General features: G+C 74.4%; 21 protein-coding genes. 15 read left to right on the forward strand and 6 right to left on the reverse strand.

All coding sequences use genetic code 11. The features are described from left to right. Positions 1 to 125: 125 nt before the first annotated feature. A complete protein-coding gene (locus ACWD4P_RS29560; RefSeq protein ID WP_449781732.1) occupies positions 126 to 1,262 on the reverse strand; it encodes a pyridoxal-phosphate-dependent aminotransferase family protein in 1,137 nt (378 codons plus the stop codon). A gap of 120 nt (positions 1,263 to 1,382) precedes the next feature. On the opposite strand from ACWD4P_RS29560, the gene ACWD4P_RS29565 reads away from it, so the two are divergent. The 9 genes from ACWD4P_RS29565 to ACWD4P_RS29605 all read left to right on the forward strand — a co-directional run bounded on the left by ACWD4P_RS29565 (position 1,383) and on the right by ACWD4P_RS29605 (position 10,056). Continuing rightward, positions 1,383 to 2,474 (forward strand): amidohydrolase family protein, encoded by a 1,092-nt coding sequence (locus ACWD4P_RS29565; RefSeq protein ID WP_449781733.1) that lies wholly within the window; start codon positions 1,383 to 1,385, stop codon positions 2,472 to 2,474. Positions 2,475 to 2,628: 154 nt separating this feature from the next. After that, complete coding sequence (locus tag ACWD4P_RS29570; protein ID WP_359831256.1) at positions 2,629 to 3,306, forward strand: uracil-DNA glycosylase; 678 nt, start codon at positions 2,629 to 2,631, stop codon at positions 3,304 to 3,306. A gap of 182 nt (positions 3,307 to 3,488) precedes the next feature. Continuing rightward, positions 3,489 to 4,463 carry an SCO1860 family LAETG-anchored protein gene (locus tag ACWD4P_RS29575; protein ID WP_449781734.1) on the forward strand — a complete coding sequence of 325 codons (975 nt, stop codon included), beginning with the start codon at positions 3,489 to 3,491 and terminating at the stop codon, positions 4,461 to 4,463. A 244-nt stretch (positions 4,464 to 4,707) separates the two neighbouring features. After that, positions 4,708 to 5,730, forward strand: a complete 1,023-nt coding sequence (glnII, locus tag ACWD4P_RS29580) for a glutamine synthetase (RefSeq protein ID WP_359826115.1) — start codon at positions 4,708 to 4,710, stop codon at positions 5,728 to 5,730. 217 nt (positions 5,731 to 5,947) lie between these two features. After that, positions 5,948 to 6,580, forward strand: coding sequence for a hypothetical protein (locus ACWD4P_RS29585; RefSeq protein ID WP_359826112.1), 633 nt, complete (start codon positions 5,948 to 5,950; stop codon positions 6,578 to 6,580). A 208-nt stretch (positions 6,581 to 6,788) separates the two neighbouring features. Then, the gene (locus ACWD4P_RS29590; protein WP_449781735.1) at positions 6,789 to 7,226 is read left to right on the forward strand and encodes a hypothetical protein; all 438 of its coding nucleotides are present in this window, start codon (positions 6,789 to 6,791) and stop codon (positions 7,224 to 7,226) included. Positions 7,227 to 7,485: 259 nt separating this feature from the next. Further along, complete coding sequence (locus tag ACWD4P_RS29595) at positions 7,486 to 8,583, forward strand: LLM class flavin-dependent oxidoreductase (protein WP_359826108.1); 1,098 nt, start codon at positions 7,486 to 7,488, stop codon at positions 8,581 to 8,583. Positions 8,584 to 8,659: 76 nt separating this feature from the next. After that, positions 8,660 to 9,238: a hypothetical protein gene (locus tag ACWD4P_RS29600; RefSeq protein ID WP_449781736.1), complete on the forward strand. Its 579-nt coding sequence runs from the start codon at positions 8,660 to 8,662 to the stop codon at positions 9,236 to 9,238. Continuing rightward, positions 9,220 to 10,056, forward strand: coding sequence for an MOSC domain-containing protein (locus tag ACWD4P_RS29605; protein WP_449781737.1), 837 nt, complete (start codon positions 9,220 to 9,222; stop codon positions 10,054 to 10,056). The genes ACWD4P_RS29600 and ACWD4P_RS29605 overlap by 19 nt, the downstream gene beginning before the upstream one ends. Positions 10,057 to 10,155: 99 nt before the next feature. Here ACWD4P_RS29605 and cobC read toward each other — a convergent pair whose 3' ends face one another. Together cobC and ACWD4P_RS29615 are read right to left on the reverse strand one after the other, a co-directional pair. Then, positions 10,156 to 11,202 (reverse strand): Rv2231c family pyridoxal phosphate-dependent protein CobC, encoded by a 1,047-nt coding sequence (gene cobC / locus ACWD4P_RS29610; RefSeq protein WP_449781738.1) that lies wholly within the window; start codon positions 11,200 to 11,202, stop codon positions 10,156 to 10,158. A gap of 113 nt (positions 11,203 to 11,315) precedes the next feature. Continuing rightward, positions 11,316 to 11,744, reverse strand: a complete 429-nt coding sequence (locus ACWD4P_RS29615) for a cobalamin biosynthesis protein (protein ID WP_449781739.1) — start codon at positions 11,742 to 11,744, stop codon at positions 11,316 to 11,318. Between the two features lie 256 nt (positions 11,745 to 12,000). On the opposite strand from ACWD4P_RS29615, the gene ACWD4P_RS29620 reads away from it, so the two are divergent. The 4 genes from ACWD4P_RS29620 to ACWD4P_RS29635 all read left to right on the forward strand — a co-directional run bounded on the left by ACWD4P_RS29620 (position 12,001) and on the right by ACWD4P_RS29635 (position 16,371). Then, the gene (locus tag ACWD4P_RS29620; protein WP_359826095.1) at positions 12,001 to 12,948 is read left to right on the forward strand and encodes an alkaline phosphatase family protein; all 948 of its coding nucleotides are present in this window, start codon (positions 12,001 to 12,003) and stop codon (positions 12,946 to 12,948) included. 5 nt (positions 12,949 to 12,953) lie between these two features. Next, positions 12,954 to 14,444, forward strand: a complete 1,491-nt coding sequence (locus tag ACWD4P_RS29625) for an MFS transporter (protein WP_449781740.1) — start codon at positions 12,954 to 12,956, stop codon at positions 14,442 to 14,444. Continuing rightward, a complete protein-coding gene (locus ACWD4P_RS29630) occupies positions 14,441 to 15,472 on the forward strand; it encodes a TolB family protein (RefSeq protein WP_449781741.1) in 1,032 nt (343 codons plus the stop codon). Before ACWD4P_RS29625 ends, ACWD4P_RS29630 begins: the two co-directional genes overlap by 4 nt. 122 nt (positions 15,473 to 15,594) lie before the next feature. Then, positions 15,595 to 16,371 carry a hypothetical protein gene (locus tag ACWD4P_RS29635; RefSeq protein WP_449781742.1) on the forward strand — a complete coding sequence of 259 codons (777 nt, stop codon included), beginning with the start codon at positions 15,595 to 15,597 and terminating at the stop codon, positions 16,369 to 16,371. A 15-nt stretch (positions 16,372 to 16,386) separates the two neighbouring features. On the opposite strand, the gene ACWD4P_RS29640 is transcribed toward ACWD4P_RS29635, so the two are convergent. The 3 genes from ACWD4P_RS29640 to ACWD4P_RS29650 all read right to left on the reverse strand — a co-directional run bounded on the left by ACWD4P_RS29640 (position 16,387) and on the right by ACWD4P_RS29650 (position 19,256). Further along, positions 16,387 to 17,340: a hypothetical protein gene (locus tag ACWD4P_RS29640; protein ID WP_359826091.1), complete on the reverse strand. Its 954-nt coding sequence runs from the start codon at positions 17,338 to 17,340 to the stop codon at positions 16,387 to 16,389. A gap of 27 nt (positions 17,341 to 17,367) precedes the next feature. After that, on the reverse strand, positions 17,368 to 18,171 hold the full coding sequence (locus ACWD4P_RS29645) for a serine hydrolase (RefSeq protein WP_359826088.1): 804 nt from the start codon (positions 18,169 to 18,171) through the stop codon (positions 17,368 to 17,370). A gap of 164 nt (positions 18,172 to 18,335) precedes the next feature. Continuing rightward, positions 18,336 to 19,256, reverse strand: a complete 921-nt coding sequence (locus ACWD4P_RS29650) for an EamA family transporter (RefSeq protein ID WP_449781743.1) — start codon at positions 19,254 to 19,256, stop codon at positions 18,336 to 18,338. 193 nt (positions 19,257 to 19,449) lie between these two features. On the opposite strand from ACWD4P_RS29650, the gene ACWD4P_RS29655 reads away from it, so the two are divergent. Together ACWD4P_RS29655 and ACWD4P_RS29660 are read left to right on the forward strand one after the other, a co-directional pair. After that, positions 19,450 to 19,959 carry a MarR family winged helix-turn-helix transcriptional regulator gene (locus ACWD4P_RS29655; RefSeq protein WP_359826084.1) on the forward strand — a complete coding sequence of 170 codons (510 nt, stop codon included), beginning with the start codon at positions 19,450 to 19,452 and terminating at the stop codon, positions 19,957 to 19,959. Positions 19,960 to 20,059: 100 nt separating this feature from the next. After that, positions 20,060 to 20,512, forward strand: a complete 453-nt coding sequence (locus tag ACWD4P_RS29660) for a hypothetical protein (RefSeq protein ID WP_449781744.1) — start codon at positions 20,060 to 20,062, stop codon at positions 20,510 to 20,512. Positions 20,513 to 20,519 lie beyond the last annotated feature (7 nt).

Raw genomic sequence — 20,519 nt, forward strand, 5'->3', positions numbered from 1 at the left:
CACGGCCGCCCCGCCCCCGCCAAACCCCCCCCGGCCGCGCCCCCGGGCGCCGCCCCGGGGGGCCCCGCGGCCGTACGTCGTGGCGTGTGTCGCGGCCGGGGCCGCGGCCGGGTGCCGCGGGCCGGTCAGGCCCGGACGGCCGCCTGCCAGGCGGCCTCGGCGGCGGCCAGGGCGGGCGCCGGGTCCGCGTCCGTCGCCCCGGCGAGGCCGGTGAGGCAGGCGCGGACGGTGTCCAGCGCGGCCGCCTGCCCGTAGTGGTTGACCCGCAGCATCGAGCCGGCCAGCGCGCCGCCGCCCGGCTGGACCGGCAGGGCCGGGTCGAGGCGGGCGGCGAGGGCGGTCGCGTCGACGCCGTCCGGGGTGCGCAGGGTGGTGGCGACCGGGGCCGCGTGGGCGTCCTCGACGACGTACGGGGCCAGGGTGCCGAGCGCGCGGACGCCGGCCCGGGTGGCGGCCGAGGCGGCGCGGTGGCGGGCGATCACGGTGGGCAGGCCGGCCGCGGCGATCCGGTCCAGGCAGGCGCCGAGCGCGAGCATCTCCAACTGCGCCGGGGCGTGCGGCAGCACCGCGCGGCCGGCGTCCGTCCAGCGCTCCTTCCAGTCGAGCAGCGAGAGGTAGGAGCGGCGCGGGGCGGCCGGGTTGGCGGCGATCCGCTCCCAGGCGCGCTCGGAGACGGACACGGCGGAGACCCCGGCCGGGCCGCCCATCGCCTTCTGGCCGCCGATGACGCACAGGTCGACGCCCCACTCGTCGGTGAGCAGCGGCTCGGCGGCGACGGAGGCCACCGCGTCGAGCATCAGCAGCGCGCCGTGCTCGCGGACCACGGCACCGATCCCGGCGACCGGATTGGTGTTGCCGGTGGCGGCCTCGGCGTGCACCAGGGAGACGAAGTCGATCTCCGGGGTGGCGGCCAGCGCCTCGGCGACCTGCTCGGCGCTCACCGCGCTGTCGAAGGGCACGGCCAGGTCGACGACCTTCGCCCCGCAGGAGCGCAGCCAGTTGCCGAAGGTCTGCCCGTACGGGCCGGTGACGATGTTGAGGGCGGTCGAGCCGGGGTGGGCGGCGCCGCGGATCGCGGCCTCCAGGGGCAGGAGTGCCTCGCCCTGGGTGACGATCACGTCGGCCCCGGTGTGCAGCAGCGCGGCCACCTGGTCCTCGATCGCCGCGAACTCGGCGGCGCTGAGCGGGGGCAGGTCGAGGAAGGGACTCACGTCGGTATCGCCTTTCGCGGGGGTGGGGATGCGGAAACGAGTCTGCCGCATCATGGCTGCTTACACGGAACCCGCCCGTCGGTAGAGTGCGGCCATGAGCGAGCGGAGCGAGCGGGTCGTCGAAAGGTGCGCGCGGGCGGCTGCCCCCGGCGGGCGGAGCGGGGCGGGCGCATGAGCGACGGCGCGGTGCTGCACGTACGGGGCCGGGTGCTGGTCGGTCCGCAGGACGTCCGGGACGAACTCTGGGTCGTGGACGGGCGGGTGAGCTTCACCCGCCCGCCGACCGCCGACGACGTGCGGACGGTGACCGGCTGGGTGCTGCCCGGACTGGTGGACGCGCACTGCCACGTCGGCCTGGACGAGCACGGCGCGGTGGACGCCGAGACCAGCGAGAAGCAGGCGCTCACCGACCGGGACGCCGGCACCCTGCTGATCCGCGACGCCGGCTCGGCCGCCGACACCCGGTGGATCGACGACCGCGAGGACCTGCCCCGGATCATCCGGGCCGGGCGGCACATCGCCCGCACCCGCCGCTACATCCGCAACTACGCGCACGAGATCGAGCCCGGCGACCTGGCCGCCTACGTCCGGGCCGAGGCCCGGCGCGGGGACGGCTGGGTGAAGCTGGTCGGCGACTGGATCGACCGCGAGCGCGGCGACCTCGCCGCCTGCTGGCCCGGGGACGCGCTGGCCGAGGCGATCGCGGCGGCGCACGAGGAGGGGGCGCGGGTCACCGCGCACTGCTTCGCGGCGGAGTCGCTGCCGGACCTGCTGGCGGCCGGGATCGACTGCGTCGAGCACGCCACCGGGCTCACCGAGGAGCTGATCCCGGCCTTCGCCGAACGCGGGGTGGCGATCGTGCCGACCCTGGTCAACATCGCCACCTTCCCCGGCCTCGCGGCCGGCGGCGAGGCCAAGTTCCCGGCCTGGGCGGCGCACATGCGGCGGCTGCACGAGCGCCGGTACGACACCGTGGGCGCCGCGCACGACGCCGGCATCCCGGTGTTCGTCGGCACGGACGCGGGCGGCTCGCTGGCGCACGGGCTGGTCGCGGAGGAGGTGGCGGAGCTGGTGAAGGCGGGGCTGAGTCCGGCCGAGGCGCTGTCGGCGGCGAGCTGGGGCGCGCGCGCCTGGCTGGGGCGGCCGGGGCTGGACGAGGGCGCGCCGGCCGACTTCGTGGTGTACGCGCAGGACCCCCGGGCGGACGTCCGGGTGCTCGCGGACCCGCGGTTGGTGGTGCTGCGGGGGCGGCCGGTCGAGTAGTCGCGCCGGGGGTGCGGGAGGCGAGGGCCGGAGGGAGGCGAGGACGGTCTTCCGGTCGGCCTCCCGGCTCGCCCTCCGGGTGCCGCCCGACCGGCCTCGATCGCATGATCATCCGCTGAAAGCCCTGTCGGTGTAGGCCGATAGGGTGGCGACCATGGCACCGCGTCCACTGAACGAGATCGTCGAGCCCGGCTGGGCCGCCGCCCTGGAACCCGTCGCCGGACGGGTCGCCGCGATGGGCGACTTCCTGCGCACCGAACTGGCCGCAGGCCGCACCTACCTGCCCTCCGGCCCGAACGTGCTGCGGGCCTTCCAGCAGCCCTTCGCCGACGTGCGGGTGCTGATCGTCGGGCAGGACCCGTACCCGACCCCCGGCCACGCCGTCGGGCTCAGCTTCTCGGTGGCCCCGGAGGTGCGGCCGATCCCGGCGAGCCTGATCAACATCTACCGGGAGTACGGCACCGACCTGGGCCTGCCGCAGCCGTCCAACGGGGACCTCACCCCGTGGACGCGGCAGGGCGTGCTGCTGCTCAACCGGGTGCTCACCGTCCAGCCGCGCAAGAGCGGCCAGCACCGGGGCAAGGGCTGGGAGGCGGTCACCGAGCAGGCGATCCGGGCGCTGGTGGCGCGCGGCGGCCCGTTGGTGGCGATCCTGTGGGGCAGCGACGCCCGCAACCTGCGCCCGCTGCTGGGCGACGTCCCGTCGGTGGAGTCGGTCCACCCCAGCCCGATGTCGGCCGACCGCGGTTTCTTCGGCTCGCGGCCGTTCAGCCGGGCGAACGAGCTGCTGGTGCGGCAGGGGGCGCAGCCGGTGGACTGGCGCCTGCCGTAGGAGCCTGCCAAGGGTGTCTGCCGCGGGCGCCGGGCGGTGCGCCGCGGCTGCTGTAGCAGAGGTGGGTCAGCGCAGAACGCCAATCTCACTCCAACGGGTGAAATGACTTTCTGTGTTACTCATGTGACGGATTGTTCGAGAAGACTGGCGGCTCATCGTTTCATCTGTGTGGGGGTACCGCCATGTCTTCTCGCCGAATCGTTTCCGCCGCCGCGGCCACCGCCGTGGTGGCGAGCACCCTGCTCACCACCGCGCCCGCCCGTGCCGCCGAGCCCGCTCCGTCGCCCGGCAAGGCCCGCGCCGTCACCGCCGAACTCGACCTGGACGTCAGCCTGTTGAACAAGGCGGTGGACGTCCCGGTGAACATCGCGCTCAACAAGGTGGAGTCGCCGGCGCAGCGCGACAGCTCCATCCTCACGGCCACCGTGGCCGGGGTCGACCAGACCGGCCCGGTCGAGCTCGTCAAGGCGGACGTCGGCAAGGCGGTGACCCGCGTCGACGCCAAGGGCGCCACCGCCTCCGTCAAGCTGGTCAACGCCGACGTGCACGCACCCGGACTCCCCGCCACCGCGCTGCTCGGCCTGGAGGCGATGAGCGCCGAGGCGACCTGCCCGGTCGACGGGCAGCCGACCGCCGACGTGGTCGCGCCGGTCAAGCTCAGCGTGCTCGGCAAGCCGGTCACCGTCGGGCTGTACGGCCCGACCAAGGTGGAGGTGCCGCTGATCGGCAGCGTCTCGGTGGAGTTCTCCAAGAAGACCGTGACCACCACCACCGCCGCCGCCTCCGCCCTGGAGGTGCAGGTGGAGGTGAACCCGCTCAACCTGAACGTCGCCAAGGTCACCGGGAAGCTCACCGTCGCCTCGGTGAGCTGCGAGAAGCCCTCGGCGCCGTCGGCCGCCGCGTCCGCCCCCGCCACCCCGGCGGCCCCGGGCACCGCGCCCGGCGGCGCGCCCGCGGCCCAGCCGGTCGCGGACACCACCACCTCGCGCGCCGCCGTCCCGCAGGCCGCGGTGGAGAAGCCGGAGAAGCTGGCCGCCACCGGCGGCAGCAGTGCCACCGGCCCGCTGGCCGCGGGGGCCGCCGCCCTGGTCGCGGGCGGGGCGGCCGCGCTCTGGGCCACCCGGCGCCGCCGCGCCGCGCACGCCCGCCGCCACTGATCACACCGGCCGCCGCCGGTCGCGTCCGCCGCCACCGGCCGGGTCGGTGCCGTCGCTGACCGGGCCGGTGCCGCCACCGACGGCACGCGGAACGGCGGGAGTGCCGCCTCCGGCACTCCCGCACCGTGACGGTGCCAATGCGGACGGTTGGTTCACATGCGCGTTACACGAGAGGAACAACCGGGAAACGGCGGCTTGCAACGCTACGCGGGCACCCACCACCCAGCAATGCGAGGGACACGACGTGGCAATCAAGGCCGAGTACATCTGGATCGACGGCACCAAGCCGACCGCGAAGCTCCGTTCCAAGACTCGCGTCCTGCCCAACGCCGACAAGATCCCGACCTGGGGCTTCGACGGTTCCTCGACCAGCCAGGCCGAGGGCCACGCCTCGGACCGCGTGCTGAACCCGGTGCGGGTGACGCCGGACCCGATCCGCGGCGGCGACCACATCCTGGTCCTCTGCGAGGTCCTGGAGACGGACGGCACCCCGCACGTCTCCAACACCCGCGCCCTGCTGCGTGAGGTCGCCGAGAAGTACGCCGCGCAGGAGTCGATCTTCGGCATCGAGCAGGAGTACACCTTCTTCAAGGGCTCCCGCCCGCTCGGCTTCCCGGAGGGCGGCTTCCCGGCCCCGCAGGGCGGCTACTACTGCGGCGTCGGCGCCGAGGAGGTCTTCGGCCGCGAGATCGTCGAGCTGCACCTGGACCGCTGCATCGACGCCGGCCTGGCCATCTGCGGCATCAACGCCGAGGTCATGCCCGGCCAGTGGGAGTTCCAGATCGGCCCCGTCGACGCGCTGACCGTCTCGGACGACATGTGGATCGCCCGCTACCTGCTCTACCGCACCGCCGAGGAGTTCGGCATCGACGCCACCCTCGACGCCAAGCCGGCTCGGGGTGACTGGAACGGCGCGGGTGCCCACACCAACTTCTCCACCAAGGCGATGCGCGAGGGCTACGACGCCATCATCACCGCCTGCGAGTCGCTCGGCTCCTCGCAGGAGAAGGTGCTGGAGCACGTCAACCAGTACGGCCACGACATCCAGTCCCGCCTGACCGGCAAGCACGAGACCGCCCCGTGGAACGTCTACAGCTACGGCGTCTCCGACCGCGGCGCCTCCGTGCGCATCCCGTGGCAGGTCGAGGTGGACAAGAAGGGCTACATCGAGGACCGCCGCCCGAACGCCAACGTCGACCCGTACGTCGTCACCCGGCTCCTGATCAACACCTGCTGCGAGGCCCTGGAGAAGGCCGGCCAGGTCTGATCCACCGCGCCTCCCGAGCATCCCGCCGGGCCTCCCCTCCACGCGGGGGAGGCCCGGCGGTCGTGTGTCCGGCACCCGGAGATCCGGCCTTCGGTGGTTGAACTCGACTGCCCGGGGCCGCCGTTGCTACCGGTGAGGGCCGGCCGGAACGGCCGCGGGGTGCGTCCCCGCCGGCCGGTCGGATTCCGGGGTCCGTACCGTTCACTCAGGAGCGCGCATGAAGAAGTTCAAGGTGGCCCTCGTGTCCGCCGCCGTCCTCGCGGGCATCGGACTGACCGTGGCCCCCGCCTCGGCAGCCACCAAGCCGGGCAAGCCGATCACGGTGCCGGGCGTGCCGGTGACCCCGGGCGTGCCGGTCAAGCCGGGCAAGCCGATCACGGTGCCGGGTGTGCCCGTGACCCCGGGCGTGCCGATCACCCCGGGCGTGCCCGCGAAGCCGGGCAAGCCCGGCAAGCCGGGGGCGGTCCAGAGCCTCGCCGTCGAGTCGGCCGACTCCGGGAGCGGCCCGATCTCCTCGGGCGTCACGACCTGCGGCGACCAGCTGTTCGGTGGCACGTTCTACTGCGGCGGCCCCTACGGCAGCGGTTCGACCTTCTTCACCTCCCGGGACGGCACCCGGCTGATCCTGGTGGTCGGCACCAACCACGCGGTGTACACGCGGTCGACGATCGCCAACTCCACCAAGCTGACCGCCTGGACGTCCCTCGGCGGCAACATGGCCGGCAAGGTCGAGATCACCGCGCAGACCGTGGGCGGCGCCTTCCGCATCGACGTGCCCGGCGCCGACGGCCGGACCTGGTCCCGGGCCCGGGACACCAACGGCAGCTGGACCGCCTGGACGGCGCGGTAGGCGCCCGGGGCCCGGGGCGGACGGGGCGTCCCGGACGGTCCGGAGCGGTCGCGGACCGGCCCGGGGCCGCTCCGGACCGCCCCGGGGCCGGAGGGTGTCCCGTTGCACCAGGACCGGCGATCTCGCGTGAACTCGCTGGGGCGGAGCCCCCGTTGCTACCGGTGAAGGCCCGCCGGACGGGCCCGGTCCCGACCACTCAGGAGCAGAAGTGAACAAGATCAAGGGGGCCGTCGCGGCCGCCGCCGTCCTCGCCGGCATCGGCCTCACCGCGGCTCCCGCCTCGGCCGCCGTCAGCAGCCCCGCGCACTGCGGCAGCACGATCTTCGGTGGCGACTTCCTGTGCGGCGGTGACTACGGCGTGGGCGGTCAGACGTTCCACACCTTCCGGGACGGCACCCAGCAGGTCTTCGTGGTCGGCACCGACCACGCCATGTGGACGCGCTGGACGATCGGCAACACCAACCAGCTGAGCGCCTGGACCAGGATGGGCGGCAACCTGGTCAGCCGGATCACCACCGTCAGCTCCAGCGTGAACGGTGCCCTCACCCTCACCGCGCGCGGCGCCGACGGCTTCCAGCAGTACATCGACCGGAACTCGGGCGGCGGCTGGAGCGGCTGGTACACCCCGGCGGTGCACGCCGGCTGACCGGTGCTCCGGCGGCCCGGCCGGGGTGAGGTGCCGAGCGGGCCTTGTACCGAGCGGGCCTTGGGCGGGGTGGGCCTTGGGCGGGTCTTGATCGGGGCGGGGCGGCGGCGGAGAATCGGGCCATGACCACTCCGGGCCGGACCCTCCTCGTGCGCCGACTGCACGTGGACCTGGGGCGGGTGTGGGCGGCCGGCTGTCGCCGTCGGCGGATTCCGTCGACCGACCGCAGACAGCACCGGCCCCAGGAGTGTGTCCGTCCATGGCTCTCACCTTCCACTGGTTCCTCCCCACCAACGGCGACAGCCGGCTGATCGTCGGCGGCGGGCACGGCTCCACGCCCGGCACGGCCGGCTCGGACCGGCCGCCGAGCATCGGCTACCTCGGCCAGATCGCCCGCAGCGCCGAGCAGTTGGGCTTCGAGGGGGCGCTGACACCGACCGGGGCCTGGTGCGAGGACGCCTGGCTGACCACCGCGATGCTCAGCCAGGTGACCGAGCGGCTGAAGTACCTGGTGGCGTTCCGGCCCGGGCAGATCAGCCCCACGCTGGCCGCGCAGATGGCCGCGACCTACCAGCGGCAGTCCGGCGGGCGGCTGCTGCTCAACGTGGTGACCGGCGGGGAGTCCGCCGAACAGCGCGCCTACGGGGACTTCCTGGACAAGGACGCCCGGTACGCGCGGACCGGGGAGTTCCTGGACATCACCCGGCGGCTCTGGGCGGGGGAGACGGTCGACCACCACGGTCCGCACCTCAGGGTCGAGGGGGCGCGGCTCAACCGGCTGCCGGACCCGGTGCCGTCGGTGTACTTCGGCGGCTCCTCCCCGGCCGCCGGCGAGGTCGCCGCCCGGTACGCGGACGTCTACCTGACCTGGGGCGAACCGCCCGCCCAGGTCGGGGAGAAGATCCGCTGGATCCGCGACCTGGCCGCCGCCCTGGGCCGGACCGTCCGGTTCGGCATCCGGCTGCACGTGATCACCCGGGACACCGCCGCGCAGGCCTGGGCGGAGACCGAACGGCTGCTCGCCGCGATGGACCCGCGCCGGGTGCGGGAGACCCAGCGGGCGCTCGCCGAGAGCGAGTCGGAGGGGCAGCGGCGGATGCTCGCGCTGCACGGCGGCTCGGCCCGGCGGTTGGAGGTGCACCCCGGTCTGTGGGCCGGGATCGGGCTGCTGCGCGGCGGCGCCGGGACGGCACTGGTGGGCAGCCACCGGGAGGTCGCGGACCTGATCTGCGAGTACCACGGGCTGGGCATCGACGAGTTCGTGCTGAGCGGGATGCCGCACCTGGAGGAGGCGTACTGGTTCGGCGAGGGCGTGCTGCCGCTGCTCGCGGCCCGCAACCTCTGGGAGCGCCCGTGAGGCCGGAGACCGGAGGCTCGATCGTGACCCGCAATCCGCTGGTCAAGCGCCGTCGGCCGGACCGAGAATTCATGGCATGACCCAGCAGCCCCTGCTCCTCCTCGACGTGGACGGACCGCTCAATCCCTTCGCCGCGCCGAAGCGGAGGCCCGAGGGCTACGCCACCCACCGGCTGCGCCCCGACTGGTGGGTGGCGAAGCAGAAGCACCTGGCGGCGGTCCGGGCCCGGCAGGCGACGCGTGCCAGGCACGCCAAGCCCCCCGCCGTCCGGGTCAAGCCGCTGCGGGTCTGGCTGAACCCGTCGCACGGCGAGGAACTGCTGGCGCTGCCGTACGAACTGGTGTGGGCCACCGGGTGGATGGACGAGGCGAACACCCACATAGGCCCGCGGGTCGGCCTGCCGGAACTCCCGTACATCCGCTGGTCCGACCTGTTCGGAGGGGACCCAGACGGGCTGCACTGGAAGACCAGGGACGTGGTGGCCTGGGCCGCCGGGCGCCCGTTCGTCTGGGTGGACGACGAGCTCGGCCCGCGGGACGAGGAGTGGATCGCCGCCCACCACCCCGGACCGGCCCTCGCCCTGCACGTCAACCCCCGGATCGGTTTGCTGGCCGACGACTTCGCGACGCTGCGGGAGTGGGCGGCGGCCGCGTGACGGGCGGGGGAGCGGACCGGGGGCGGACGGTCGGCACCGTCGAACGGCTGTGGCGCTACCCGGTGAAGGGGCTGCTCGGCGAGGAGCTGGACCGGGCCGAGGTGACCGGCCGGGGCCTGGCCGGCGACCGCGAACGGGCGCTGCTCGACCTGGCCACCGGCCGGGTGGCCAGCGCCAAGCTGCCCCGGCTGTGGGCCGGGCTGCTCGGGTACACGGCCAGGACCACGGCGGACGGCGGCGTGGCGGTCACCGGCCCGGACGGCCGCGGCGCCGACGAGCGGGAGCTGTCCGCGGCGCTCGGCCGCGAGGTCGCGCTGATCGGTGAGCGCCCGCCCGGCGCGGCCGTCGAGCGGGCCGTGCCGGAGGAGGTGCTGGCCCGCGGTATCGCCGCCGAAACCGCCTTCACCGTCAACGAGTTGGGCCGAGCCGCACCGGACGGCGGCTTCTTCGACTTCGCGCCGCTGCATCTGGTCACCACCTCGACGCTGCGGGCCGTCGGGAGCGAGGCCGAGCGCTACCGGCCCAACCTGGTGGTCCGCACCGAGGGCGAGGGGTACATCGAGAACGCGTGGGTGGGGCGGGAGTTGACGGTCGGCCCGGGGCTGCGCCTGCGGATCCTCGCGCCGACCCCGCGCTGCGCCGTCCCCACGCTGCGGCACGGGCCGCTGCCCCGGCGCCCCGAGGCGCTGCGCGTCCCGGCCGAGCGGAACCGGCTGGTGCCGCTGGAGGGCATGCCGGCGCTGCCCTGCGTCGGGGTGTACGCCCGGGTGCTGGTGCCCGGCGCGGTCCGGGCCGGGGACCGGCTCGTGCTGGACTGAGCCCTCACGTCGACGGCGACGGCTGTGGCCGGGAGTTCGGTCGGGGGTTCGGCCGGGGTTCGGTCGGGAGTCCTGACGGGCGCGCGGCCGGTCCGGGCCTCACGCCGAACCGAGCACCGCCCCGAGGGCGTCGAGGAAGCGGTCCGTGGTCTCCTCGTCCCGGACGGCGATCCGCAGCCACTCCTCGCCCAGCCCCGGGAAGGTGTCCCCACGCCGGACGGCGAAGCCGTGCTCGCGCAGCCGCCGCCGGACCGCCGCCGCCTCCGGCAGCCGGACCAGGACGAAGGAGGCGGCCGGTTCGCCGTACAGCCGCACCGAGTCGAAGGCGGCCAGGCCCTTCACCAAGTGCTCGCGCCAGAGCGCGAGTTCGGCCGCCGCCCGCTCCGCCTCGGCGAGCGCCGCGGCGCCGCTGCAGGCCTCGGCGGCCACCAGCGCCGGGGTGGAGACCGGCCAGAGCGGCTGGGCGGCGCCGAGCTCGGCGATCAGTGGTGCGGGGCCGAGCACATAGCCGATCCGCAGTCCGGCCAGGCCCCAAGTCTTGGTGAGGCTGCGCAGCACGACGACCCGGCCGGGCAGGTCCCGGACGGAGGCGAGCGACTCCCGTTCCCCGGGGACGGTGTCCATGAACGCCTCGTCCACCACCAGGGTGCGCCCCGGCCGGGCCAGTGCGGCGACGGCCTCGGCGGGGTGCAGCACCGAGGTCGGGTTGGTCGGGTTGCCGAGGACGACCAGGTCCGCCTCCTCGGGGACGCCGCCCAGCCGGAACCCGTCCCCGGGGGAGAGCAGCACCCGGTGCACCCGGTGCCCGGCGTCCCGCAGGGCGGCCTCCGGCTCGGTGAACTGGGGGTGCACGACGGCGATGTGACGTGGCGTCAGCACGCGCGCCAGCAGGACGAAGGCCTCCGCCGCCCCCGAGGTGAGCAGCACCTCCCCGACCGGCCGGGCGTGCCGGGCGGCCACCGCGGCGCGTGCCGCGCCCTGGTCGGGGTAGGCGGCGAGGTCGCCGAGGGTGGCCGCGAGGCGCTCGCGCAGCCAGGTCGGGGGAGTACCGGTGCGGACGTTGACGGCGAGGTCGACCAGGCCGAGCCCGTCGGCGCGCACCTCGGCGTCGCCGTGGTGGCGCAGGTCGGGTTCGGGGGCGGTCACGCGGGGCTCCTCGCTGGGTGGTGCGGGTGAATCGGGTGGTGCGGCCGGGTCGCGATGTGCGGGCGGCACGTGGTGGTGCGGCCGGGTCGGGGTGGTGCGGGCGGCTCGGACGCTCAGGGCGGGCCGGGTGGTGCGGTGGGCGCCGCCGTCCTGGCGATCGCGACCGTCGCCCGGGCCGACTTCCGTTTGGCGACCACCAGCCGGCCGCCCGGCGCGCTCGCCAGTGCCGCCGCCTCGGCCACGCTCGCGGTGCCGACGGCCGCGCCGACCGCGGCGGAGGGGTTCGGCACCGGCACGTCCGCGAGCGCCTCGGGCGGGTGCTCGTCCACCGGCACCCCGGGGAGGTGGTCGGCCGCCCAGCGCACCGCCGGGTGGTCGGCCTTGCCCGCCACGGTGGCCAGCCGGGCCACCTCGGAGGGGGCCAGCCCGGCCTCCCGGAGGGTGTCCGTCAGCAGCCGCAGCACCTCGGCGCGCCCGGCGCCGGTGCTCGCGCCGATCCCGACCACCAGGGTGCGGGGGGCGGCGGCGATCGGTCCGCTCACGTGCCGCACCCTTTCGTCCCAAGCTCCGGTGATCCCACCACGCCCGGACGGAACGGGTCAATCGCGGCGGGTGTGACGTCCGACGCCGGCCCGCCGGGCCCGCCGGTCCGGTCCGGGGCCGGGCCTGCCGGTCCGGTCCGCCGGGGCGCGGTAGCTGTTCGCCTGTTCTTCACTTGAGTTGTGCGGTACACGACACCGCTGCGCTCCTACTGTTCTCGGCGCTCCCGCCAGGAAGCCCCGACCTCCGGAGGACCTCATGGCCTTCGCACGACTGCGCACCCCTCGCCGCACCCCCCTCCGCCCCCCGAGCCCCCGCCGCCCCCTGCGCCCGGTGCGCCCGCTCACCGCGCTGGCCGCCGGCCTCGGCCTGGTCGCCGGTTCGCTCGGCCTCTGGGCCGCCGGCGGCAGCGCGGCCGCCGACACGGCCGACGCCGCCGGGCTGCCCTCGCCCGACCACGTGGTCGTCGTCGTGCTGGAGAACCACGCCTACTCCCAGGTGATCGGCAGCTCCAAGGCCCCGTACATCAACGGCACCCTGGTGGCCGGCGGCGCGACGCTGACCCAGTCCTACGCGCTCACCCACCCCAGCCAGCCCAACTACTACATGCTGTTCTCCGGCAGCTCCCAGGGCATCGTGGACGACGGCTGCGTGGACGTCGGAGCCCTGCAGGAGCCCAACCTCGCGTCCGAGCTGATCGGCGCCGGCCGGACCTGGGCCAGCTACAACGAGGGCCTGCCCGGCCAGGGCGCCACCGACTGCAGCAGCGGGAACTACGCCCAGAAGCACAACCCGTGGTTCGGCTTCGGCAACGTGCCCACCGCCGGCGCGTACGGCATGGACGCCTTCCCGAGCGACTACACCACCCTGCCGACGGTCTCCTTCGTCGTCCCGGACCTCTGCGACGACATGCACGACTGCTCCGTCGGCACCGGCGACTCCTGGCTCCGGGCCAACCTCGACGGGTACGCGCAGTGGGCGAAGAGCCACAACAGCCTGCTCCTGCTCACCTTCGACGAGGACAACAAGCTGTCCGGCAACCGCATCCCGACCCTGGTCTACGGCGCCCACGTCGCGCCCGGCAGCAGCACCGCCACCACCTACAACCACTACGACGTGCTGCACACCCTGGAGGACCTGGCCGGGGTCAACGCCCACGCGGGCAACTCCGCGGGCGCCGCCGACATCACCGGCATCTGGAACTGACGCCCGTGTACGTCGCGGACTCCCGCAGTTCGAAGGCCCCCGCCGCACCGGGGAGCGCGCCCGGCCCGTCCGACGCCCCGGCCGCCGACGCGCAGGCCCCCGCCGCACCGGCCACCGGCCCGGTGCGGCGGGGCGCCGCCCTGCGCGCCGTGCCCGGGGCGGTCGTCGCCCTCGGCACCGTCAGCCTGGTCACCGACATCTCCTCCGAGATGGTCACCGCCGTCCTCCCGCTCTACCTGCTCACCGGCCTCGGCCTCTCCCCGCTCGGCTTCGGCCTGCTCGACGGCATCCAGAACGGCTTCAGCGCCCTCGTCCGGCTGGTCGGCGGCCACCTCTCCGACCGCCGCGGCCGCGACGGCGCCGCCCGGCACAAGGCCGTCGCGGCCGTCGGGTACGGGCTGTCCGCGCTGTGCCGGCCGCTGCTGCTGCTCGTCCACACCGTGCCCCTGATCGGCGCCGTGATCGCCGTCGACCGCACCGGCAAGGGCCTGCGCACCGCGCCCCGGGACGCGATGATCTCGCTCGCCACCGAGCCCGCCCACCGCGGCCGGGCGTTCGGGGTGCACCGGGCGATGGACACGACCGGCGCCCTGCTCGGCCCGCTCACCGCCTTCCTGGTGCTGCGGCTGGCCGGCGGCCCGCTGCTCGCCGACGGCGGCGAACGGCACGGCTACGACGCGGTGTTCACGGTCAGCTCGTGCGTCGCGGCGCTCGGCGTGCTGATCCTGCTGCTGTTCGTGCCGAACCGGCAGAAGGGTGACGACTTGTCGACACCCTCGCCCTCGCTGCGCGCCGGTCTCACCCTGCTGCGGCTGCCGGAACTGCGCCGGCTGACGCTCTGCGCCGTCCTGCTCGGCCTCACCACCGTCAGCGACTCCTTCCTCTACCTGCTCGTCCAGCGCCGGCTGGACCTCCCCGTCAGCCTCTTCCCGCTGCTGCCGCTGGGCACCGCGGCGGCCTTCCTGCTGCTCGCCGTCCCGCTCGGCGCGCTCGCCGACCGGATCGGCCGCCACCGGCTCTTCCTCGCCGGGCACGTGGTGCTGCTGCTCGCGTACGGGCTGCTGCTCTCACCGCTGCGCGGGCTGCCGGCGGTGCTCTGCGTGCTGGTGCTGCACGGCACCTTCTACGCCGCCACCGACGGGGTGCTCGCCGCCGCGGCCGCGGACGCCGTACCCGCCGACCAGCGCGGCGCCGGGCTCGCCCTGGTCGGCACCGGGCAGGCGCTCGCCCGGTTCGCCTGCTCGCTGCTGTTCGGCGCGCTGTGGGGCGCGGTCGGCGGGCCGACGGCGCTGGGCTGGTCGGCGGGCGCGCTGGCGCTGTGCGTGCTCGGCGCGGCGGCGGTGCTGCGCCCGGCGGCGCTGCGCCCGGCGGCGCTGCGCCCGGCGGGGCCCGTGGGTCCGGACCCGTCCGGAGCCGTCGCCGGGAAGGGCCCGGGGAAGGGCCCGGGGAAGGACCCGGGGGAGAACCCAGAGAAGAACCCCGAGGAGACCCGATGAACCTGCAGAACCGGACCAGGGTGATCATCCTGCTGGTCGCCGTCGTGCTGCTCGGCGCGGTCGGCACCGGGGCCGTCCTGCACGCCTCCGACCGCACCGCCCGCCGGGACCAGGCCCAGCCCGGCGGGCCGTCCGTCGAGTCCGGTCCGGTGTCACTACAGGTGAGGAGCGGCGGACGACAGCTGTTGTTCCGCAACATGGCCTGGGGCCCGCACCGGGACGAGATCACCACCGTCCCGGCCGACCGCCCCGACGGCCCGCGCACCGCCTCCGGCGTCCAGTGCCTGCGCTTCCACGCCGCCGCGGGCACCGGCATCTGCCTCCAGGCCCAGCACGGGGCGCTGGAGGACACCTACCGCGCCGTCGTCCTGGACGACCACCTGCGCGAGCTCCACTCGTTCCCGGCGGCCGGCATCCCCACCCGCTCCCGGGTCTCCCCGTCCGGGCACCTGGCCGCCTGGACGGTCTTCGTCAGCGGCGACTCCTACGCGGGCAGCGACTTCTCCACCCGCACGTCCATCGTGGACGTCCGGGACTGGAACCTGCGGGACAACCTGGAGGACTTCGCCGTCGTCCTGGACGGCCGTCCGTACCAGGCGCACGACGTCAACATCTGGGGCGTCACCTTCGCCGACGACAACACCTTCTACGCCACCCTCGCCAGCGCCGGGCGGACCCACCTCGTCCGCGGCGACCTCGCCGCCCGCACCCTCACCGCCCTGCACGACAACGTCGAGTGCCCCTCCCTCTCCCCGGACGGCACCCGCGTCGCGTACAAGAAGCGCGTCCCCGGCCTGCCCGCCGACGCCCCCTGGCGGCTGTACGTGCTCGACCTCGCCACCATGACCGAGACCGCCACCGCCGAGCAGCGCAACATCGACGACCAGGCGCTCTGGTCCGCGGAAGGCGCCCTGGTCTACGCCCTGCCCGGCGACTACGGTGCAGATCTGTGGACCGTCCCGGCGGACGGTTCGGGCAGCGCGCAGCCCGTGACGAAGGCCGCGGTCGCCCCCGCCTACCTGGGCTGAGGAACTCTCGGCTAGCGTCCCACGTCGAGCAGAGTGTGACGCCCTGGTCAGGTGTCCGGAACGAATGTCCTGATCAGACGTCCTGATCGAGCGTCCTGATCGAACGGGGGAGCGAGACAACCGTGGACGGCATCCCACCCGAGCGCATGGTGACCGACTCCTGGCCCGCCCTGCACGGACGCCCGGTCCTGCGACGCACCGTCGCCGTCGGACTGGTCCTCTTCGTGTCCGTCGTCGCCGCCCTCGTGGTGCGCGGCGTCAACGCGCTCACCGCCGGCGGCACCGGCCGCGAGACCGACCGCGACCGCGCCGAACGCCTGGCGGGCTTCCACCCCTCCCAGCACCCCGGCCTCGGCCGGTTCTACGTGCCGGTCGGGGCCGTCTACACCCACACCTCCGACGGCGGCGCCGTCGCCTACCTGCACTACCGCCTCGGCGGCGGCCGGGCCCCCGGCCTCGGCGACTTCCTCAGCGCCTACGACCTCCCCTCGCCCGGCCCGGCCGCTCCGCTCCCGGCCGACCTGCACGCCGCCCTCGGCGGCGACGAGCCGGCCATGGCCCCGGTGCTCCCGAGCTCCCCACTGCCGCCCGCCACCGCCGCGCCCACGGAGAGCCCGTCCCCGTCCCCGTCCCCGGAGGCCGACACCACCGACACCCCGGACCAGGACTCCGACGAGGCCCCCGCCGACGCCGAGGACCCGGAAGGCACCGAGGACCCCGCCCCCGCCGTCGCCCCGGCCGCCGACCCCACCCCCGAACCCGCCACCCCGACCTGGACCCCCACCCCCAGCCCCAGCCCCACCGACCTCCCCGCCCCCACCGCCCGCCGCATCTACGTCGCCACCATCCCCGGCGGCCTCCCCGGCGCCGCCGACATCTACATCCGCGCCACCGGCTGACCCCGGTCGGGAGGGTCAGGCCACGTCCCGATCGATGGTGAAGGCCATGACGCTGCCGGGCTGCAGCGGGAACGGGAGCTGGATCAACCCGGCGGTGTTGTTGAACGGCGCGGGGAAGGTGGCACGGACGCTCGCACCGTGGGAGGCGCCGAGCGCGCTGATCTCGGAGGCGTTCACGCTCAGGCGGGTCGGCCTGAGCGCCGGATCGATGGTGAGGCGGTACTCGGCATCGGTGACATGGCGGAACACCTGGGCCTGGATCCGGATCCGTCGGTCGTTGCCCACGAACTTGCGTGCCGTGACGCTCAGCTCCACCAGATGGCCCGCGGTGGTCTGGGCCTCGCGCGGGACCGAGAAGTGTTCGATCCTCGCGCGCCCGCCGGCGACGTCCTCATGCGTCGCGGAAGCGCGGTCCAGTTCCCGGTTGTCGACCCGGACCGCGCCGACCGTGAAGACTGCCGGGTCGTCGGGATCCAGGTTGTCGTCGATCATCCACCGGAGCAGGCACTCGGGCCCGGTGAAGCCGTCCAGGCCGGCGTCGTCGTTGGAGGCGAGGCAGGCGATCGTCACCGTTGCGGGTAAGGCCTCGATCCGGTAGGAGATCCGGAAGCTCTGGTAGAGGTAGTCGGGATGGGCGTCACCGCCCGGCGCGGGCGAGAGCAGGCAGTCGTAGCGGTAGGCGGAGAGAGCGCCGGCGAACAGCGGGTCGCGTACCGGGCCGAGGACGTCCTGCATGCCGCGCAGCACGGCGCTGTCCACCTGCTCCGTGGTCTCCCGCACGGTGAGGGATCCGATGGCCAGTGTGACGGCCGCCGCCGACACGAAGGCGCCGCCGATGAGGCTGAGGACGGTGGCGAGAACCTGCTGATGGGTCATCAGTGCCGCGGTCACCACGCACACCAGTCCCACCATCAGTGCGAGGGTGTTGACCAGCGCGAGGATCTTGCGCAGTTGTCGTTCACGAGACACGGCCACGCGTCACCCCCGTGGGCGGCGTCAGAGCGCCGACCCCTCTGCGATGATCCTGACGATCCGCTCGGAGACCTCCCCGATCTCCTGTGCCGTACGAACGTTATCCGCCTGCCCCTCGGTCAGGAAGACCATGGCGATGCGGTTCGCGGGGTGCAGGACGATGCCCGCGTCGTTCACGATGCCGCGCAGGCTCCCGGTCTTGTGCCGGACCGGGACGTCGTCGTCCAGACGGGACGGAATCCGGTCGTTCCGCAGGTAGTTGACCAGGTAGCGTCGGACCGGATCGAGGTGGGGCGTCCGGTCGATGTACTCGACCAGTTGCAGCATGTCCTCGGCGGTGGTGGTGTTGGCCCGGCCGAGCGGACCGAGTTCCCGCTCGGAGAACCCGGCCGGGAAGGCCGTGCCGTGCAGTCCGACGGCCTTGATGGTGGCGTCGATCCGCTCCTGGCCCAGGACGGTGCGTACGTGTTCGGCGGCCGGATTGTCGCTGGTCACGAGGGCGAAGCCGCACAACTCCCGGACGCTGACGGTCGAGTCGGGGTCGAGGGCCTGAAGCACGCTCGGATACATCGTGCCCGGGAGAGCCCCGATCCGGACCCGCTCATCGAGGTCGAGTTCGCCGCGTTCCGCCGAGTCGAAGAGGGCGACCCCGAGAATCATCTTGGCCAGGCTTGCCGACGGAAGCTGCAGGTCCGCCCGGTGGGCGACGGTAATCCGGGGGTGGTCGAGCGTCTTGACCAGGACGCTGCGCACGCCTGAGTCGGCGGCTGTCGCGAACCCCTCGATCTGTGCGGCGATCGCGGAGCGCAGTCCGTCGGAACCGGCCATCGGGCAATCCCCTTCCTTCCGACCTGGTTGGGTCGGGCCAACCGCTCCCTACCCGGATGTGGGCGCCGTACGCTCCGGTCCGGAGATCGGGCGGGCGGAGTGGCGGGGAGCGATCGAACGCCTGCGGGCGGAGGCCGGTAGGCGTTCGAGGGGGCGGCTGGGGGTCAGTGGGCGTGGGCGGGTTGGGGGGTGGTGGCCTCGGGAGCGGGGGTGGGGGTGCGGCGGGTGGGGGATTGGCCGGCGAGCATGGCGGCGAGGGCGAGGAGGAGGCCGAGGAGCTGCCAGGGGGTGAGGGTCTGGCCGAGGACGATGAGGCCGCCGAGGGTGGCGACGACCGGGTTGATCAGGCCCAGGAAGGAGGCCGGGCCGGCGCCGAGGCGTTCGATGCCGCGGAACCAGAGGAAGTAGCCGAGCGCGGTGCCGACGAGGCCGAGGTAGGCGAAGCCGGCCAGGTTGGCGGCGGTCAGGGCGGGCGGTGCGCCCTCGACCAGGGCGGCGAGCGGAACGAGGAAGACCGAGCCGGCCAGGAGCTGCCAGGCGGTGAGGTCGAGCAGGGTGGCGCCCTCGGGCCGGCCCCAGCGGCGGGTGAGGACGGTGCCCAGGGCCATCAGCGAGACCCCGGCGACCATCGAGGCGACTCCGAGGCCGTCCAGCCGGGCGCCGCTCTTGAGCACCAGCAGGGCCACGCCGCCGACCCCGACCAGTCCGGCGGTCACCGCCCGCCGTCCGGGCCGCACCCGCAGCACGCCGATCGAGAACCCGGCGACGAGCAGCGGCTGGATCGCCCCGATGGTGGCGGCGACGCCGCCCGGCAGGCGGTAGGCGCCGACGAACATCAGCGGGAAGAACAGTCCGATGTTGAGCATCCCGAGCACGGCCGCGCGCCCCCACCAGCGCCCCTTGGGAAGTCGGCGGCCGATCAGCAGCAGGAGCAGTCCGGCCGGGAGCGCGCGGAGCGCGCCGAGAAGGAGGGGGCGGCCCTCGGGCAGCAGCTGGGTGGTGACGAGGTAGGTGGTGCCCCAGGCGGCCGGGGCGAGTGCGGCGGTGACGGCGATCCCCGCGCGCTTGCGGTCGATGACGGCCATGACGTCCCCCTGAACGTTGATTATCTGAACGTTGAGATACTTTCTACGCTCGGGATCGATGAACGTCAAGTATGTGAATGTTGAGATATCTTGGACGGGTCGAGGGCCCGCGCGGACGACGGGCGGGCGAGCGACGAGCAACTGACGAGCGACTGACGAGCGACGGACGGACGGCTCCGGGAGGGCGGCGGACATGCGGCAACGCGACACCGTGGACGACATCGTCGAGCAGTGGGCCAGGGCCCGCCCCGACCTGGACGCCGGGCCGATGGCCCTGATCGGCCGGCTGCGGCGGCTCAACGTCAGGGTCGACAACGCCCTGCGCGAGTACTTCACCGCCTGCGGCCTGGACTCCTCCGAGTTCGACGTGCTGGCCACCCTGCGCCGCTCCGGCGAGCCGTACGAGCTCAACGCCCGCGCGCTGCTCAAGTCGGCGATGGTCACCTCCGGGGCCATCACCAACCGGGTCGACCGGCTGTCCGCCAAGGGGCTGGTCGAGCGCAACCCCTGCCCGACCGACCGCCGGGCCGTCCTCGTCCGCCTCACCCCGGCCGGCAAGGAGCTGATCGACGAGATCCTGGCCGGTCACGTCCGCAACGAGGAGCGCATCCTCGCGCCCCTCGACGCGGACGAGCTCGCCCGGCTCGACGGACTGCTGCGCAAGCTCCTCATCGCCCACGGGGACACCGAGCCACTGCTCTGATCCCGGCCCGGGCGCGGGGCGGCGCCGGCCGGGCGGCGTGTCCGGCGGCGTCCCGGCCGCGTTATCCCTGCGGAAGCCCACCGGAGGAGAGGCCGCCCCGATGAAAGAGAAGACCCCCAGGGACATCGCCGTCGACGACCAACTGCGGGCCGCCGGAGCGGAGGGCGCCCAGTGGCTCACCGCCTCCGGATGGGGACCGCCGGTCAAGGTACCGCTGCGGCAGGCGGCGCCGTGGCAGCAGGAGACCCGGGCCCGGATGCTGGCGTCGCAGGCGGACGAGTCCTGCACCTGGTGCGACCACCTGCTGTACGGCGGGCCGCAGCCCGTCGTCGTGCACGCGGAACACCCGACCCACCTGATCTGCCGCGCCTGCTCGATCGCCGCCCGCCCGCGCCGGGTCTGCCTGGACTGCGGGGAGCCGGCCTCCTCCGCCTCCCCGGCCGACGGGCGCGAGGACGTCTTCATGGGGGCGGTGGCGATCTACACCCGGCTGCGCTGCGCCGCCTGCCACCGGGGTGATCCGCTCAACGGCACCTTCGGTGGGGGTGTTTGACCCGGCC

Source organism: Kitasatospora sp. NPDC002543 (assembly GCF_053594915.1).